This is a genomic window from Flavitalea plasmicola (genome assembly GCF_030546645.1).
Taxonomy (GTDB): Bacteria; Bacteroidota; Bacteroidia; order Chitinophagales; family Chitinophagaceae; genus Puia.
On sequence record NZ_JAUOTO010000009.1, the window covers coordinates 174,283 to 191,348 of the forward strand.

General features: G+C 52.1%; 12 protein-coding genes. 8 read left to right on the top strand and 4 right to left on the bottom strand.

The window, feature by feature from the left end; genetic code table 11:
- Positions 1–7 precede the first annotated feature (7 nt).
- The 4 genes from Q4E93_RS30255 (at position 8) to Q4E93_RS30270 (ending at position 5,083) form a co-directional block, all read left to right on the top strand.
- The gene (locus Q4E93_RS30255) at positions 8–1,129 is read left to right on the top strand and encodes a Gfo/Idh/MocA family protein (RefSeq protein WP_303591679.1); all 1,122 of its coding nucleotides are present in this window, start codon (positions 8–10) and stop codon (positions 1,127–1,129) included.
- Positions 1,130–1,257: 128 nt separating this feature from the next.
- Complete coding sequence (locus Q4E93_RS30260) at positions 1,258–2,403, top strand: TIGR03118 family protein (protein ID WP_303591680.1); 1,146 nt, start codon at positions 1,258–1,260, stop codon at positions 2,401–2,403.
- A 359-nt stretch (positions 2,404–2,762) separates the two neighbouring features.
- Positions 2,763–3,908, top strand: coding sequence for a TIGR03118 family protein (locus Q4E93_RS30265; protein ID WP_303591681.1), 1,146 nt, complete (start codon positions 2,763–2,765; stop codon positions 3,906–3,908).
- Between the two features lie 197 nt (positions 3,909–4,105).
- Positions 4,106–5,083 carry a c-type cytochrome gene (locus Q4E93_RS30270; RefSeq protein ID WP_303591682.1) on the top strand — a complete coding sequence of 326 codons (978 nt, stop codon included), beginning with the start codon at positions 4,106–4,108 and terminating at the stop codon, positions 5,081–5,083.
- A gap of 1 nt (position 5,084) precedes the next feature.
- On the opposite strand, the gene Q4E93_RS30275 is transcribed toward Q4E93_RS30270, so the two are convergent.
- Genes Q4E93_RS30275 through Q4E93_RS30290 form a run of 4 tightly spaced genes read right to left on the bottom strand, consistent with a single transcriptional unit; the run spans position 5,085 to position 9,115 of the window.
- Positions 5,085–5,813 (bottom strand): LytR/AlgR family response regulator transcription factor, encoded by a 729-nt coding sequence (locus Q4E93_RS30275; protein ID WP_303591683.1) that lies wholly within the window; start codon positions 5,811–5,813, stop codon positions 5,085–5,087.
- A 2-nt stretch (positions 5,814–5,815) separates the two neighbouring features.
- Positions 5,816–6,904, bottom strand: coding sequence for a sensor histidine kinase (locus Q4E93_RS30280; RefSeq protein ID WP_303591684.1), 1,089 nt, complete (start codon positions 6,902–6,904; stop codon positions 5,816–5,818).
- A gap of 3 nt (positions 6,905–6,907) precedes the next feature.
- A complete protein-coding gene (locus Q4E93_RS30285) occupies positions 6,908–7,603 on the bottom strand; it encodes an ABC transporter ATP-binding protein (RefSeq protein WP_303591685.1) in 696 nt (231 codons plus the stop codon).
- Between the two features lie 36 nt (positions 7,604–7,639).
- Positions 7,640–9,115: a DUF5687 family protein gene (locus tag Q4E93_RS30290; RefSeq protein WP_303591686.1), complete on the bottom strand. Its 1,476-nt coding sequence runs from the start codon at positions 9,113–9,115 to the stop codon at positions 7,640–7,642.
- Between the two features lie 396 nt (positions 9,116–9,511).
- Between Q4E93_RS30290 and Q4E93_RS30295 the strand changes: the two genes are divergently transcribed.
- The 4 genes from Q4E93_RS30295 to Q4E93_RS30310 all read left to right on the top strand — a co-directional run bounded on the left by Q4E93_RS30295 (position 9,512) and on the right by Q4E93_RS30310 (position 16,978).
- Positions 9,512–10,825 carry an amino acid permease gene (locus Q4E93_RS30295; protein ID WP_303591687.1) on the top strand — a complete coding sequence of 438 codons (1,314 nt, stop codon included), beginning with the start codon at positions 9,512–9,514 and terminating at the stop codon, positions 10,823–10,825.
- 125 nt (positions 10,826–10,950) lie between these two features.
- Positions 10,951–12,537 (top strand): hypothetical protein, encoded by a 1,587-nt coding sequence (locus Q4E93_RS30300; RefSeq protein ID WP_303591688.1) that lies wholly within the window; start codon positions 10,951–10,953, stop codon positions 12,535–12,537.
- Between the two features lie 24 nt (positions 12,538–12,561).
- Positions 12,562–14,535: a gamma-glutamyltransferase family protein gene (locus Q4E93_RS30305; protein WP_303591689.1), complete on the top strand. Its 1,974-nt coding sequence runs from the start codon at positions 12,562–12,564 to the stop codon at positions 14,533–14,535.
- Between the two features lie 82 nt (positions 14,536–14,617).
- Positions 14,618–16,978, top strand: coding sequence for an ABC transporter permease (locus Q4E93_RS30310; protein ID WP_303591690.1), 2,361 nt, complete (start codon positions 14,618–14,620; stop codon positions 16,976–16,978).
- Positions 16,979–17,066 lie beyond the last annotated feature (88 nt).

The window sequence follows — 17,066 nt, forward strand, 5'->3', positions numbered from 1 at the left end:
TATTGCCATGAATACCAGACGTGACTTTCTTCAAAAGCTGGCCGCCTCGGCCATCGCCTTTCCTTCTATTACCTCTTTTGCTGCAGCCACGGTACCCGTAGTGGGATGCAACACGCCGTATGACGGGCCTGTGCTACGGGTGGCCATTATGGGCCTGGGGAGCTATGGGACCCGTGTGGCGGAAGCCATGCAATCCTGTAAAAAGGCGAAGCTGGTGGGCGCCATCAGCGGCACGCCTGCAAAACTCAAGAACTGGCAGGCCAAGTATAATATCCCCGAGAAGAATTGTTATAACTACGAGAATTTCGATGCCGTCAGGAACAATCCGGACATCGATGCCGTGTATGTCATTACGCCCAATGCCCTGCATCATGACCAGGTGATCCGGGTGGCGAAGGCCGGCAAGCATGCCATTTGCGAAAAGCCCATGGCGGTGAATGCCAAAGAGGGGCAGGAGATGGTAGATGCCTGCAAGCAGGCGGGCGTGAAGCTGCTGGTGGGCTACCGGATGCATTTCGAGCCGCATACATTGGAGGTTATCCGGATGCGGAAGGCGGGACAGTTCGGGACCATCCGTTTTTTCCAGGGGCTTACCGGCTTTACGATTGGTGATCCTACGCAGTGGCGGTTGAATAAGCAGCTGTCTGGTGGTGGCTCCCTGATGGATATCGGGATCTATTCCATCAACGGATCCCGATATATGGTGGGCGAGGATCCCGTGTGGGTGACGGCGCAGGAGACCAAGACGGATAAGGTGAAGTTCAAGGAAGGGGTGGATGAGACCATCCAGTTCCAGCTGGGTTTTCCCAGCGGAGCGGTGGCGTCCTGTCTTTCTACTTACAATATGAATAATCTGGACAAGTTTTTCCTGGATGGCACGGGGGGATGGGCGGAGATGTGGCCTTCAACGGGCTATGGCCCTATCAAGGGGCGTACGCATCTGGGGGAATTAAATCAGCCTATCGTCACGCATCAGACCTTGCAGATGGATGAAATGTCGGGCATACTCCTGGCAGGGGAGCAGCCAGTTGTTCCCGTGGATGGGGCGGAAGCGGTGAAGGACCTGAAGGTCATCGATGGGATCTATGCTTCCGTTGCATCGGGGAAGCGGGTGGATCTGCAATTATAGCATATGAGATGAAAGCCGTCGTTCGGAAGAAAAGAAAAGTCGTTGGGAAGTTGCGGGCCAAATGCAGCGGGAAGGGATTGTAGGTTTGCAGGCGATTTGCAAAATGTTAACCTAAAATCTTTCTACGTATGCACAACAGGAAACTAACGGCTGCGGGGCTGGTGACTGCGATGGCATTGTCCTTCGGCTGTCATAAATCAAATGTTCACGATAGTGATCTGCGTGATTTCGATGTAGTGAACCTTCGGGCTAATTCCCAGGAATACCATCCTATGGCGGGCCTGGATGCCACCCTGATAAACGGCTTTGGGATCGCCTGGTCCCCTACCAATATAGCCTGGGTGAATTCCGTGGGCGGGCATGTGAGCGAGCTTTATCATCTTGATGGGTCCACTGTCAGGCCGGGCATATTCATTCCCTCCCGCACTGATTCTGTAAGCGGATTGCCCTGTGGTATTGTATTCAGCGGGGGCATGGGCTTTAAGCTGGGTGACGGCACGGCTGCTTTTATTTTTGATGGCTTTGACGGTGTGCTGTCGGCCTGGAACGGGGGCAATGTGGCAACGCGGTTGAACCATCCGTACAATGAGGCCACCAGCTATACGGGGCTGGCTATCGGCACCAGCAATGGGTATAACTATATTTATGGCGCCAATTTCGGAGAAAAGAAGATCGATGTATTTAATACGGAGTTTAAGCCCGTGCATATGTCTTTTAAAGATCCGGGGATCCCTTCCTCCTATTCACCTTATAACATTCAGGCGGTGGGCGACAAGCTTTTTGTGATCTATGGTGAGCTTGCGACCAGTGGGCCCTCGAAGGGGCATGGGATCGCCGGCGCCGGTAAGGGTTATGTCAGTGTCTTCAACATGGATGGATCATTTGTCGGACGCTTCGCATCCAAAGGTACATTGAATCTGCCCTGGGGAGTAGTGATGGCGCCAGGTTCGTTCCTGAAAGATCAGGATGTAGACGGGGGTGAAGATGGGGGTGGAGGATATGAGAAGATCGGGAATAGCAATCATGGGGGGCGTGATCCAAAGGATCCTGTGATCCTCGTTGGAAACTTCGGGGATGGCCGGATCAATGTATTCACCCAGGAGGGACATTTTCTCGGGCAATTGCAGTCTCATAAGCATCCGATCACGATTGAAGGGCTTTGGGCTTTGTCTTTCCCGCCAGCGCCACCTGATGGGGACAAGGGAAAGCTGTATTTTTCGGCAGGGCCTGAGAATGAGGCGGATGGAGTGTTTGGATACATTATTAAGCGGTAGGTTGCTATCGCGTCACAGGCGGCTGGCCTCCCGGTATTGGGGGGCTTTGCTGTTTTTGCGGGGTTTGGGATTTTTGCGGGTTGGTCTGACGGAGGGGCAACCTCTGGAGATTAACTGCCGTTTGTTCTCATTGCCCCTCGGGAACTATCTCCTCCCTTTGAGAATTGAATGTCCCCCATTTTTGCCAGTAGAAAGCTTCGTGCGCATGTAGTCGGATTGTTTTAGACCTTGATTGGATTTATTAGGAGTTTGGCCCTCATAGGGCCAAGGATGGTTTATTTAAAACGCTAATTATTGCCCTTCGGGCGGTACGCCTGTGGCATACCATAGGCATACCTTAACTCTAAAAATTGCTATGTATGAAAAAACTACTTGTTGTATTAGTTGCCTTGCTGGCGCTGACGGTGAGCTGCCGGAAATTGAACGAAATAAGAAAAGATCTCCGGGATTTTACCCAGGTGAACCTTGTAGATAACAATGGTAAATATAATGCCACCCATATGGACACTACGCTGATGAATGCCTGGGGTTTGGCATTTTCTTCCGGGGGAACGCCCTGGGTAAATTCCAACGGAGGCGGGGTCAGCGAGGTCTATACTGCCGAGGGAGCTTTGATCCCTGCAAGGCCGGCAGTCAATATTCCTACTTCCACCGATACGATGGGTGGGAATCCCACCGGCATTGTCTTTGCGGGCGGGAAGGGATTCCGGCTTTCCAATGGCTCGGCTGCAGCCTTTCTTTTCGTAGCTGAAAACGGGATCCTTTCAGGATGGAATGGAGGCGCCGGCAACAATGCCATAAAGATCAGGGATCTTTCCCCCAATGCTTCGTTCAAGGGCCTGGCTATTTCTTCCTGGGGTACGAATAATTACATCTATGCGACTGATTTCAAAAGCAATAGGATCGTCGTATGGGATACGGGTTTCGCGAATGTATCCATGCCATTCAAGGATCCTGCTATTCCCGCGGGGTATAGTCCTTTCAATATCCAGGCGATCGGGGGCTGGTTGTTCGTGACTTATGCCAAGGTGGGTCCTGATGGAGACGATGTGAAAGGTCCGGGCAATGGTTTTGTAAGCATTTTCAAACCGGACGGTTCTTTTGTTAGCAGGTTTGCTTCGAACGGTCCGTTGAATTCCCCCTGGGGTGTTGCGGCTGCCGGCGAGAAGTTCCTGGATGCAAATGATATGGGTGATGATGAAGGACATAACAAAAGTGTAAATAGCAGTGGTTCAGACAGCCATCATGAAGGGATGGATGGCGGGCTTCATCAGGATTCTGTCATACTCGTGGGTAATTTTGGCGATGGCCGGATCAATGTTTATAGTCTTCAGGGGCTGTTCCTGGGGCAATTGCAGTCGCATAAGCATACGATCGTGATCGAAGGGTTGTGGGCTTTGGTGTTCCCCCCGACTACTTCCACTATAGATAAGGGCAGGCTTTATTTCACGGCGGGGCCTAATGATGAGCAGGATGGGTTGTTTGGGTATTTGATCAAACAGTAGTATTATACATATTTGAGGTTGGCCTGACGGCCTTCATAGGAGACAGTGAGCCCCTTCAGGAGGGGCTTTGCTGTTTTTATTGAGGTTGGCCTGACGGCCAGGGTTAGGTTTTTTTAGACTCTTATTATGGCCCTTCGGGCAGACCGCCTGTGGCGGTCTTTGGAGGGGCTTTGCTGTTTTTTTCCTATTTTGGCCGCATGAAAAAAGCAATTAAGGTCGTATTGATCATTTTAGGCGTGATCGTTCTCGGATTGGTCTGCGTGGTTGTTTTTATTAAGACGGCATTGCCGAATGTCGGCAAGCCGACGGATATGAAGGTGCAGGTGACGCCGGGGCGGGTAAAGCGTGGCGAGTACCTGGCCAATCATGTGGCGGCCTGTATGGATTGTCATAGCCGGCGGGATTGGTCCTTTTATGCCGGGCCATTGAAGAAAGAGATTTTTGGCGGCGGGGGTGAAAAGTTTGGAAAGGAGATAGGTTTTCCAGGGACGCTCTATTCTTCTAATATCACGCCGGCAGCACTCAGCGACTGGACGGATGGGGAATTGTTCAGGGCCATTACTACGGGAGAGAACAAGCATGGAAAGGCGCTGTTTCCACTGATGCCTTATCCCAACTATGGCAAAACGAATGCCGAGGATATCATGTGCATCATTGCCTATTTGCGGACCCTTCCTGCTGTGAAGAATGAGGTTCCCGCCCATCAGCTGGATTTCCCTTTGAATATCATTGTTAATACGATGCCTTCCAAGGCGGCGCTTGAAGAAAAACTGGATTCCAATAATGTCATAGGATATGGGAAATATCTTGTCACTATGGCGGGGTGTACGGAATGTCATAGCAAGGTGGATAAGGGAACGAAGATACCGGGGACGGAGTTCGGAGGTGGGAGGGAGTTTGATTTTCCTAATGGGACGGTCGTTACTTCGTCTAATATTACTTTTGATAAAGCGACGGGCATTGGGAACTGGGACAGGAATATTTTTATACGAAAATTCAAGCAGTATACGGATAGTGGGTATGTTCTGAAGACGGTCGCTGCCGGGGATTTCAATACGCCTATGCCGTGGTTGATGTATGCGGGGATGACGGAGAGTGATCTGGCGGCTATTTATGCGTATATAGGGACGGTGAAGCCGATCAGTAATCCGGTGAAGGTGTTTCGGCGGAAGTAGTTCATTGGAGGATCTTCCCTCTCATCTTTTCCAGAAATGCGGGCCGATAGGTCTCGCCCAGCAGGATGCCTTCCTGTACATTGCGCAGCAGTACGGTATTGCCTTCGATGGCTGTGATCTTGTCCACGGCGATGATGAAGGACCGGTGGATGCGGAGAAAGCGGGTGGCGGGGAGGCGTTCTTCCAGGTCTTTCATGGTGAGAAGGGCGAGTGTCTTCAAGCCATTGTGATGGATGGCCACGTAATTCTTCATGCTTTCGATGTAATCAATGTCTTTAAAATTGATGCGCAGCATTTTGCCTTTCAGCTCTGTTTTTACGAAAAAGTAATCGTCGAAGCCGGCGTCGGGGGTGGATGATTCGGAGGTGGGCTGGATGGGCTGGGTTTGCTGGATCCTTTGAACGGCCTTGAGGAAGCGGGGGAAGGGGATGGGCTTGAGCAGGTAGTCTTCTACTTCCAGCTCGAAGCCATCGGTGACGAATTCGCTGTATGCCGTCGTGAGGATGACCTTCGACCGGCCCTGGATGGCGCGGATGAAATCAAGGCCGGAGATCTCCGGCATCTGGATGTCCAGGAAGAGCAGGTCGACTTTCTGGCTGTTGAGCAGTTCCAGCGCCTGCAGGGGATTGGTAAAGGAAGCCAGCAGCTGCAGGGAGGGGATCCGTTTGATATAGTGCTCCAGCACATCGATCGCATGTTGTTCGTCGTCCACAATGATACAGGTGGTCATGGTTATAAGTTAATGGAAAGGTCAGCGATATAAGCTTCCCGTTGATCTTTAATATACAAAGAATAATTTTCTCCATAGGCCAGTTCCAGGCGTTTGCGGGTATTTTCCAGCCCGATGCCGGTGGACAGTTCTTTAGGACCAGTTTTTTTCTTGTTCACACAACGGAAGCGGAGCTTTTTCCCATCGTCGATACAAAGGTCGATGGTGACGGGGTGGTCAGCGTTCTTCAGGTCCCCGTGTTTGAAAGCGTTCTCCACGAGCGTGATCAGGACGAAGGGCAGGATGCGGAGGTCTTCGGGGTTGCCCTGGATCGTAAAGGCGACCTGCAGGGCGTTGCCGAAGCGCAGCTGCTGGATCTTAATGATATTATGTACATGCTCGATCTCGCGGGTGAGCAGGACCTTTCCATCTGTGTCTTCCTCTTTATCGAGCGAATAGCGCATGATCTCCGACAGGGTGAGAATGCCTTCGGACAATTCAGATGAGTAGGGGAGGGAGCGGGCGTAGAGGAAGTTCAGGGTGTTATGGAGGAAGTGGGGATTGATCTGTGCTTTCAGGAAGAGATAGTCGGCCTGCATCTTTTCTTTTTCCAGCCGGGAGGTGCGCTGTTCCAGCACTTTTTGATTTTCCGCCTGCCATTTCTTTTCGTCCAGCTGCCGGGTGATGGCAGCGAAGACCAGTGGGAGCGCTATTTGAAATATGGCTGCGATGGAATAGGAGAAGAGCTTCAGACTTATGTCAAAGACCACCTTAAATTCTTCTTTGCGGATGGTGAGGTCGTTGAGCATGTAGTATGCAAGACTGGACAGGAGGAAAATTAAGGTCCACATCAGATAGGAAGGCCACTCAGCCTTTTTAGCCATCAGCCTGTAATATTGATTGAGCACGAAGTAATCAAATACACACTGGAAGGCGATGGATACGGCACCCCGGAGGATATAGCGGGCAAGGCTGAACTGCGTCAGGTCAAGGCTCTGGTAGGGGTTTTTGACATAATAGATTATCCACAACGACAGGCCCAACATAATCCCATTAACGAGGGTGACCCAGAAGCAAACCTTTTTAAATGAGTACCTGTTTTTCCTGTTCATAAGCTAGACTTCAAAATAAGATTCCAATTCCTGCAGGGTATCGGCGGTGGTATCGATGTCCTTAATAATGCGACCTTTTTCCATCAGTAGGATGCGGTGGCATACTTCTGTGACGTGATTCAGGTCATGGCTGCTGATGAGTACGGTGACCCGTTGTTGAGCCGGAAGCTCTTTCAGCATCCGGATCAGGCGCAATTGGGAAGAGGGGTCCAGGTTGGCAAAGGGTTCGTCCAGGGTCAGCAGCTCCGGCTGCTGCAGGAGGCAGGCGGCGATGCCGACCTTGAACTGGTTGCCTTTAGAAAGGTCCCTGATGTATTTTCCGCTGTTGAGGATGCTGCCATCGAAGAAGGCCTCGAAATTTTGCAGGAACTCGTCTACATCGGCTTTTGAGCGTTGGTGTAATTTGCCGATGAAATAGAAGTATTCTTCCGGTGTGAGGTAGTTGATCAGGAAGCCTTCGTCAAGGTAAGCGGCTGTGTATCCTTTCCAGTCTTCCGAGACAGCGACGTTCTTTTCTTTGGAAAGGATCTCGCCCTTGTCAGCCCGGATCAGGTCCAGGAGCAGGCGGAAGAGGGTGGTCTTGCCGGCGCCGTTGTTGCCGACCAGGCCGATGATCTCGCCGGTGGGAATGTCCAGCTGCGGGATATTGACGACGATATTACCATTATAGGATTTGACGGTGTCGATGATAGAGAGCATATGATAAAGTATTGTATGTGTTATCGTGATGTGTAATTATTTTTCTCTGAACCCTGCGAGGACGAGGTATTTACGCTTACGGAACTCCCGGACGAGGATGTCGACCCACCAGTTTTGCAGCAGCAGGCTGATGAGGCCCAGCCCTCCAACGGCGGCAAAGCCTACCCAGGGATCGACAAATCTTGCCAGCGGGTAGAAGAACACATAGGGCGCCAGGATCAGGGCGAACGAGTACACCCATTGTACAGCGCCTGTGCCCTGGTAGTTGAATGTGGCGCTCTTGCTAAGGTCGATGGCCTTATAGTTATAGGTAGCCAGGTACACGGATATCACGCTGTTGATCCCGATGTTGTACAGCCAGGCTGCCAGGTGGGTGACGAGCAGCTTCCAGCTGATGAGTCCGTAAAAGGAGGTGATGATAAAGATAATGGTGCTGACAGCTGTATACAGCATGAACTTGGACCGTATCCAGGCGGGCAAGCTTATGTTGGAAGACATGAGCCCGTCGAAATAATTGCTGTGCCAGGCAAAAAGGAATTGTCCGTAGTTGATGATGAAGATCCCTGTAACAAAGATACCCGTGAATAAGAAGATATACATGTGCGGTTCCTTCAGGTTATCCTTTGTATAAAAGATAAGACCGTAGGCCATGAAGAGGGCGCTAAGGCGCAGGATATATTTGGGACGTTTGTTACGGAGTATCAGCTTAATGTCCAGTGCGATCAGTTCGCCTGACAGTCCCATCTGCTCGAGCCAGGTATATTCCCTGGAGGTCTTTTCTTTTTCGGCCGCGATGCCTTCGTCCAGGTAGAGGTTGCCCAGGAGGAAGCGATAGTTGTTGAACCATGCTGCCAGGCCCAGGGCGACGGGGATCAGGACAAGGGAGGGTGCGGACAGCAGGCGGATGAAAGAAGCGGATGACCATTTCCCCAGCGAGATGATGTGAAAGTAATCCAGGACAATAAAGGCCATGATCGCTGCGAAGAACCCCACCAGCCACCAGCTGCTGACGATGGTCCTGCGCTTGATATAAAGGATGAGAAAGTTGTTGAAGATGGTGAGGAAGATGATGGTGGCGATGAAACCCGCTGCTCCTGCCGCGCCATAGGCGTGCGCCATCTCCATGAATGCAAAAGGCAGGAAGAGGAACAAAGGGACAAGGTTGAGGAAATGGAAGAGGGAGCGTATGTTCAGGAAGGCCACCAGCTTTCGTTTGGGAATATTTTGACCCAGGTAAGGTTGGGTAGACAGTACAGGTAGCTCCTGCAGGGTGAAGCGCAAGACGACGTCGAAGGAATAATAATAGAAAATAAAGCTGCAGAAGATGCGGACGATGTCCTGTCCCGGATAGAACTTGTGGAGCATGTGCGGAAAAGTAAAGCCGATGGTGAGGATCGATGCCAGCAGATAGGCGATGATCAGGCCGAGCACAATTTGAATGGCGAGGCTTCTACCGGCATTGCGACTACGCCAGAAGGACTTCCATTGATGAGATAGTAACGTAAGGATCATGGGATGAGTGGTTTTTGGGGACCGGGACGAAAATAAGCTTAAGAGGGATCAGTTATGAAAAACGATACACGAAAAGGGAGATTAGCGCGACAAAACGGCATTGCACCAAATAAAAAAAGGGCCAGGATAGAAATCCAGCCCCGTCTTTAAATCCAATATCCTATGAAAAACCGAATATGTAAATACAATCCGTGTGCCGGGAGGCCAGAAAAAGCGCGACAGGCAAAAATGTTTTTCATTTATGTTGATAATTAATTGTTTATGTATTAATAGTATTTTCCGAACAGAGGGGTTTTTGCCTGATCCATTTCAATTTAATCCCAGCGCCGGAAAGATTTTCCCACGGCAGGAATTGTGGCGCTTGCGTCTTCCGGCAAAGCGGTATATTTAGTACTTATGAAGGATAAACTTGGTTTCTGGACTGCCACGTCGCTGGTGGTCGGAAGCATGATAGGGGCTGGCGTTTTCTTATTACCGACAGCGATGGCCTCTTTCGGGGGGATAAGCCTGTTGGGTTGGATCCTTTCGGGTGTCGGCGCTCTTTCGATCGCCCATATGTTCAGCGAGACCAGCAAGCTGTTGCCGAATATGGATGGGGGGCCTTATTCTTATTCGCGGCAGGGGTTTGGCGATTTTATCGGCTTCCTGACGGCATGGGGTTATTGGATCTCCATCTGGTGCACCAATGCTGCCATTACCGTGTCATTGGTGAGCGCGCTGAGCACTTTCTTTCCTATCCTTTCATCGAGCGCCTTTGCGGCAGCCACTACGGGTCTGGCGGCTGTCTGGCTGCTGACGTGGGTGAACAACCGCGGCATCAGGTCCGGCGGGATCATGCAGCTGGTGACCACCATTTTAAAATTACTACCTCTCCTGTTCGTTGCCGTGGTGGGCGTTTTTTTTATCCACTGGGAGAATTTTACTCCTTTCAACCGCAGCGGAAGCACGACCGTCCAGGCTATCACGAGTACGGCAACCATGGCACTCTTTGCTTTCATGGGAGTGGAATGCGCCACTATTCCTGCGGGAAGCATTGCCAACCCGGAGAAGAACATTCCCCGCGCCACCATGATAGGAACGCTGGCCACCACATTGGTGTATGTATTCGGATCTATGAGCGTGATGGGCATTCTTTCTGCGGCGGACCTGGGACATTCCGTGACCCCTTATTCAGATGCTGCTGCGGTGATAGCGGGTCCCCAGGCCCGTTATTGGGTCTCTGCGGGTGCGGCGGTGGCGTCATTCGGGGCTTTGAACGGTTGGATATTGTCGCAGGGGCAGATCACCTTTGCCGTTGCGAAGGATGGATTGTTCCCCCCATTTTTTGAAAAGAAAAACCGTAAGGGCGTGCCGGCATCGGGCACCATCCTTTCCAGCGTATTCCTTTCGTTGATCATGTTGATGAATTATACGAAGGGGTTGGCGGAGCAGTTCAAGTTCATGATGTTGATGGCCACGCTCACGGCCCTGCTGCCTTATCTTTTTGTCAGTAGCGCCTATGTCATCACCGTGATGCGGCAGCGACCTCCGGCGAGCGCCCGGGGATGGATCCGGGTATTGGTCCCCGCTACGATGGCGTTTATATTCTCACTGCTGGCTATCATTGGCGCCGGGGAAGACATCGTATTCTGGGGGTTTATTATCTTGCTGGCGGGTATACCCTTCCATATATGGAATAGCTGGAAGCGACGTGCACTACGGGAATTATGAGTAGCGTATCACGTTGCTATAATATAGGATTTTTTTTTCATATAAAAAATCTGTTTTTGATGCAGCATTTCTTAAATTAAGGTTCAGATTCCAATTTATTTATCGACTCTTAAAGTGAGATTCCCATGAGGTACTGGGTATACCTGACTGCGGCCCTGATGCCGCTTGCGGTAACCCCCTGCGTGTCAGCACAACGAGTGATGTACTGTGAGCCTGTCAGCGACAGGTGGACGGTGCGTACTGAGCTGGCGGGTAAAGCAGGGGATTATTATTGGATGCAAACCACGCATCGAAGGCGGACTACCAACCGGACGGCAGATCCCCGTGAGACAGAGGTTCAATCCTTCGATATTTATGACGCGCGGATGAAGCCTGTGAATTCCATCCCTTCCTATCCGGTGACGGATGCTACCCTGAAGGAATACTTAGTAACGGGCGATATTTCGTTTGATCAGCTGGTGCTGCTGGGCGGGCAGAAGAAGACCTCGCTCTTCCTGCGACGATATTCGCCGGATGGAATGCCTGTCGACAAAGGGCGTATCCTGGATTCCCTTCCTTTTAATGAATCGGGCAATAGCTGGCTGCTGGTCCGCAGCGAGGATCAGCGACTGATGCTTTTACTGGGCTTTCAGTCCATCACTTCCTATCCGCCCAAGCTGCACGCGCTGCTGTTCGACCAGGACTGGCGGCTGCTGTACAAGCGTGTGTATGCGCATCCTTTTATCACGCAGCCATTCATCCAGGATGACTTCACCAACTATCCATTGGAACATTTTACCAATAGCCCGGTGAAGCTGGGTAATAACGGACAGTGGATGATGATGTCGCCTTCCCGCACCAACGCAAATTTCCTGTTATTCCATTTCAATGCCACGGACACGGCTATGTCCTACAGGGAGATCATGCTGCCTGGCAATTCCGGGATGGAGGATGTGAATCTCTCCATCGATAACATGCGGGATGAAGCCACGGCTGCCGTGCTTTCCACCTTTCATTACGATGTGCTGAAGAACGTGCATGTCGTGCATTATTCCATGCGGCAAAAGGCATTTGATTTTGACAGTTCATATCGTTTCAGCACACTGGTGCCGGGCAAAGTGCGGGATGAGAATCTGACGAAGGAAAGTTTTATAGCGGTGCCTGGCAGCGGATTTATGCTGCTGAAGGAATACGGCAGGCCTTTTACGGAGTGGTATGACGACGAGAGCACGTATGATCTGCAGTGGGATCCTTCTTCTCTTTTGATCCCTGTGAGCAATATCCCTGCCAAGAGCCTCCGGTCACCCGCGTTGCATGACGGTTATGCCCGGTTTCCTTCGTTGGGTGGCTTGGGTATGGACCATTTACGGGGTGATCTGGGACTTTTCTATTTCCCATGCAAAAGGGGCGATAGCTGCTGGAGCGCCGTGCTGAGCAAAGAGCAGACCACGGAGTTGAATTCGCCTAACCTTTCTTATTTTATGGTGCCTATGGGCGACAGGTTGTTTTTATTATATAACAGTTTTTTCCGTAATGAGAATCCGTACGGCAGCACTACGGTGCTGGATCACCAGGGGGATGTGCTTAGCGACGCCATCAGTCCTATGTTCTGGAAGTTCAAGACCATCCTGCAATTCCAGCAGGCCCGCCAGATATCATGGGATGAGGTGGTGATACCTTATAATAATTATTATGGGAGAAGTGGTTTTGCCGTTGTCAAGTTTGGGGAGTAATTTAGGCAACTAAAATTCCCCGACATGAGAAATTATTACCTGCTGCCAGCAGCTGCTATCTTCTGCTGCCAGGTTTCCCTGGCACAATTGACACAAAAACCACCGCTGCACGGTACGCATTGGATGGCCGTCACCGGCAAGCCGCTGGCTGCGGAGGCCGGGGCGCAGATCTTCCAGAAAGGCGGCAATGCGGTGGATGCCACCTGCGCTATGCTGGGGGCTGTGTGCACGATGTGGGACGTGCTGAGCTGGGGTGGCGAGACGCAAGCCATCATCTACAACCCGAAGACCGGCAAGGTCATTTCCATCAATGCGTTGGGTTATGCGCCTACCGGCGCTACGCCGGCTTACTTTTCGAGCAAAGGATTCAATTTTCCTCCTGAATACGGGCCATTGGCGGCCGTCACACCCGGCACGCCCGGCGGGCTCTGCTATATGCTGGCGGAGTATGGCACCATGAGCCTGAAAGAGGTATTGGCCCCTGCTATGGAAATGGCGAGGGGGTATGCGATCGAGGCGCAGACGGCCAACAGCTTTGAGGCGCAGAAAAGGCGGCTGAAGGAATGGCCTTACAGCAAGCAGGTGTTCCTTACGCATCCCGGAGAGAAGCGGGAGGCGCCCGAGGCCGGAGAGATCTTCGTTCAGAAGGACCTGCTGGAAACACTTACGAAAATGGTGGATGCGGAGCAGGATGCGCTGAAGCATAAGAAGAGCCGGAAGGAGGCTATTTATGCCGCGTATGACCGATTCTATAAGGGAGACATCGCGAAGGAGTTCGTGCGCGGGTGCCAGGAGCAGGGAGGGCTGATCACGCTGGAAGACCTGGCCATGTGGAAGCCAGTCGAGGAGGAGCCGCTGCATGTCAATTACAAAGGAATCGAGGTTTATAAGCTGCAGCAATGGACGCAGGGGCCCTCTTTATTACAAAGCCTGAATATCCTGGAGAATTTCGACCTGAAGGGGATGGGGTATAACAGCACGCGGTATATACATACATTGTATCAGGCGATGAGCCTTAGCTTTGCCGATCGTGATTTTTATTATGGGGATCCGGCATTTGCCAAGGGGCAGCCGATGAAGGGCCTGCTGAGCAAGGAGTATGCGAAGCAGCGGGCGGGGCTGATAGGCGGTGACAGGAATGATCCCGCCATTGCGCCGGGCGATCCTTATCCTTTCGAAGGGAGGACCAATCCATTTGTGGAGCTGCTGAAGCAGCGGAAAGCTTTGGGGCAGGGACAAGGCGGGGGCGGGGGGGTAGGGCCCAGTACGAGCGGGGCTATGAATGGGACGGCGATGACGGGAGATGACGGGCTGGGAAAACGGGATGAGCAGGCATTGGCATTTGACCGGAGCAATGGGAACCCTGGCATGGATGAGGCATTGTATCATGACCGGCAATGGCGTGGCACCACCACGATCGAGGCGGCTGATAAGGAGGGTTGGGTGGTATCGGTGACGCCCAGCGGCGGATGGAATCCAGCCTGTATCGCGGGACATACGGGGGTGGGGATGAGCCAGCGTATGCAGAGCTTCGTCCTGGACAGCATTATTGATCCGTTCAACGTCGTTGAGCCGCATAAGCGGCCCCGGGTGACGCTGACGCCCAGCCTGGCTATGAAGGATGGCAAGCCGTTCCTGTGTTTTGGGGTGCAGGGAGGAGATACGCAGGACCAGAACCTTTTGCAATTCTTTCTCAATGTCGTCGAGTTCGGCATGACCGTACAGGAAGCGACGGAAGCGGCGAATATCAATACTGACCAGCTGTGGCTCAGCCTTGGCGGCGAGAAGCTGGAGGACAGGAGACCACGTCCCGGTCGCGTCCTTCTGGGCAATACCACGCCGCCGTGGGTTAGGAAGGACCTTACGCGGATGGGGTATACGACGAGCTATGGAGACCGGACCAGCGGCCCTATCAATGCCATCTGGTTTGACTGGAAGCATGGGTCCTTGTGGGGAGGCAGCAGCAATAACGGGGAGGATTATGGTATCGGATGGTAGGAAAAGCCTTCCGGTTCGTTAAACGGCGGAAAAAACTGATGGGCGTGCGCAACATTTCTTTACGGGTGGGTACTTTTAAGATATGCTTAAGAATTATCTGAAAGTCGCCTTCCGCAATCTCTGGAAGAACAAGGGGTTCTCCTTTATCAATATTACCGGTCTGGCTATTGGCATGGCCAGCGCCATTCTTATCCTGCTGTGGATACAGAGTGAGGTGACCTATGAGCAATTCCATCAGAAGAAGGACCGCATCTACGAGGCATGGAACCGGGCTGCTTTCAGCGGGGAGATGCATTGCTGGAACACTACACCCAAGGTGCTGGCGGGCGCGTTGAAAAGGGATCTGCCCGAAGTAGAGCATGCTTGTCGTGTCAACTGGGGCCAGAACTATCTTTTCAGCCTGGGCGACAAGCGGATCATGATGCAAGGAAATGCGGTGGACTCCAACTTTCTGCAGGTGTTTTCTTTTCCTTTATTACAGGGGGATCCCAATACCGCATTGAATGAGCCTTTTTCCATTATCCTAACGGTGGGGCTGGCCAAAAGCCTTTTTGGAGAGGAGAACCCGATGGGAAAGACGGTGAGGGTGGACAATAAGGATCTATTCAAGGTGACAGGGGTGGCAAAGAACCCGCCGGTGAACAGCCGGTTCCGATTTAATTACCTGGTCCCCTGGAGCTATATACGTAAGATCGGAGAGGACGACCAGAATTGGGGTAATAACTCCACCCGAACCTATGTACTGTTGAAAGAGCATGCATCGCTGGCAGCCGCGGATGCCAAAATAAAAGGGATCAAGACCCGGTATGACAGCAGTGAGAAACATTGGGAAATGTTCCTGTATCCCATCAGCCGCTGGAGGCTTTATTCCAGCTTTAAAGGGGCTGAAGAAAGCGGCGGCAAAATCGAATTTGTCCGGCTATTCGGGATCATCGCGGCTTTTATCCTGCTGATCGCCTGTATCAATTTTATGAACCTCAGTACGGCCCGCAGCGAGAAGCGGGCCAAGGAGGTGGGGATACGCAAGGTGGTGGGCGCCCAGCGGGGGGCGCTGGTGAGCCAGTTCATCGGGGAGTCGATCCTGCTGGCTTTTTTGGCGGGCCTGGTCGCCCTTGCCATTGTGCAGCTAAGTTTGCCGGGCTTCAATACCCTTACGGATAAGAAGCTGACCATGCAATACGGCAATCCCTGGTTCTGGCTGGTGGGGCTGGTATTTGTCGTTTTCACGGGATTGCTGGCGGGCAGTTATCCGGCTTTTTTCCTTTCCGGCTTCCAGCCTGTGAAGGTGCTGAAGGGAACATTCAGGGCTGTGAATGCCCTGATCACGCCCAGGAAGGTATTGGTCGTGCTGCAGTTCAGCTTTGCCATCATCCTTATTATCTGCACTATTATCGTCAAGCAGCAAATAGATCACGCGCGGGACAGGGAGGCGGGATATAATAAAAGCAATCTCATCTATCATTTTATTACCGGAGATATCCGGAAAAATTATGATCTGATCAAGGGAGAGCTGCTGTCTTCGGGTGTTGCCACTGCTGTCTGCAAGACCAGCAGTCCCCTGACGGAAAGCTATAGTGACAGCTGGGGATTTGAATGGGTGGGTAAGGCCCCGGACGACAAAACGGACTTCTCCCGCTTTTGCACGGACGAGAACCTCATTGCCACCACGGGCCTGAAACTGGCCAAGGGCCGGGACTTTTCCCTCAAGGAATATATTACGGACAGCACGGGCATGATGCTGAACGAATCTGCCGTCAAGGCCATGGGATTTAAGGAACCGCTGGGACAGATCATCAAGGACGATGGGATCTCCTGGCATGTCATCGGCGTCATCAAGGATTTTATCCTGGAGTCGCCTTATACGCCCGTCAGACCCATGGTCATCGAAGGCGCCAAAGGATGGTTCAGCACGGTGAATATCCGTCTGAACGACGCGCATCCGACGGCGGAGAACCTGAAGAAGGCTGAAGCTATTTTCAAGCGGTACAACCCCGAGTATCCTTTCCAATATAATTTTGTCGACCAGGAGTATGCGCAGAAGTTCGACGACGAGAAGCGGACCGGTACGCTGGCGGCTTTGTTCGCGGGATTGACCATCTTCATTTCCTGCCTGGGGTTGTTTGGTTTGGCTACGTATATGGCGGAGAACCGTGTCAAGGAGATCGGTGTTCGCAAAGTGCTGGGCGCTTCCGTCTCCGGTATTGTCAGCCTGCTGTCCAGGGATTTTCTCCGGCTCGTGATCATTTCGTTCTTCATTGCGGCGCCGATTGCATGGTGGGCCATGCATAAGTGGCTACAGGCTTACCCTTATCGAGTATCTATTCAATGGTGGGTATTCGTGATGGCGGGAGTATTGTCGATGGGGATTGCCGTGATGACAGTGAGCTGGCAGGCAATCAGGGCGGCATTAGCCAATCCTGCGCGGAGCCTGCGTTCCGAATGACAGGAGCGCTTCACCTTAAGTTGTTAAAAATTGATTAATAGACAGGCGCCTTCTACCGGGGCGCTTTTATTTATTATATTTTGGCAGA